This is a genomic window from Streptomyces sp. NRRL WC-3742 (assembly GCF_000720635.1).
Lineage (GTDB): Bacteria > Actinomycetota > Actinomycetes > Streptomycetales > Streptomycetaceae > Kitasatospora.
The window spans coordinates 1-1,336 of record NZ_JOCF01000161.1; the positions used below are offsets into that span (position 1 = coordinate 1).

At 67.4% G+C, this 1,336-nt stretch carries 1 protein-coding gene; it reads left to right on the forward strand.

Annotated features, from left to right (window positions below):
- Window positions 1–11 precede the first annotated feature (11 nt).
- Window positions 12–1,336, forward strand: a 1,325-nt coding sequence (locus IH61_RS0139810; protein ID WP_031079318.1) for an APC family permease, incomplete at its 3' end; no start/stop codon positions are given.

The window sequence follows — 1,336 nt, forward strand, 5'->3', positions numbered from 1 at the left end:
GGAGGCACCCTTTGTCCACTGAGCACGGCCCCGGCCTCGTCAGACGAGTCGGGCTGTTCCAGGCCACGGCCATCAACATGAGCCAGATGGTCGGTTGCGGTCCGTTCGTGACCATTCCCCTCATGGTCGCCGCGTTCGGCGGCCCCCAGGCGATCATCGGCTGGATCGCCGGTGCGCTGCTCGCGCTGGTCGACGGGCTGGTCTGGGCGGAACTGGGCGCCTCCATGCCGGGCTCCGGCGGCACGTACGTCTACCTGCGCGAAGCCTTCCAGTACCGCACCGGGCGCCTGATGCCGTTCCTGTTCGTCTGGACCGCGATGCTGTTCATCCCGCTGATCATGTCGACCGGCGTGCAGGGCCTGGTCCAGTACCTCGCCTTCCTGTGGCCCGACATGAGCCCCGGACAGGGCGACATCGTCGGCGTCGCCGTCGTCGCCCTCGTCATCCTCCTGCTGTGGCGCAAGGTCGAGAACATCGGCAAGGTCACCGTCGTCATGTGGGCCGTAATGATCATCTCCGTCGCCGCCGTCATCCTCTCCTCCTTCACCCACTTCGACCCGTCGCTGGCCTTCACCTGGCCCGCCCACGCCATCGAACTCACCAGCGGCACCTTCTGGCTCGGCTTCGCCTCCGGCCTGACCATCGGCGTCTACGACTACCTCGGCTACAACACCGCCGCCTACATGGGCGCCGAGGTCAAGAACCCCGGCCGCGTCCTGCCCCGCTCCATCGTCTTCTCCGTCATCGCCGTCATGTCCATCTACCTGCTCCTGCAGATCGGCGTCCTCGGCGTCATCCCCTGGCAGGACATGCTCAACGCCGACAACGTCGCCTCCCAGTCCGTCGCCTCCGCCGTCCTCGAGCAGACCTTCGGCAAGACCGCGGCGAACATCGTCACCGTCCTCATCCTCGTCACCGCCTTCGCCTCCGTCTTCACCGGACTGCTCGGCGGCTCCCGCGTCCCCTACGACGCCGCCCGCGACCGCCTCTTCTTCCGCTCCTTCGCCAAACTCCACCCCAAGCACAACTTCCCCACCGCCGGCCTCGTCGCCATGGGCGCCATGACCCTCGCCGGCTACCTCCTCGCCCGGCACATCGGCAACACCGCCGAACACCCCCCGCTCACGATCCTGATCGCCCTGCTCACCACCGTCATGGTGATCATCCAGGCCCTCGCCCAGATCGCCGCCGTCACCGTCCTGCGCAAACGCCAGCCGAACCTGGCCCGCCCCTACAAGATGTTCCTCTACCCCCTCCCCAGCATCATCGCCGCCATCGGCTGGCTCACCGTGTACGGCTACGCCGACAAGGCCAACCCCGACATCCACCCCATCGA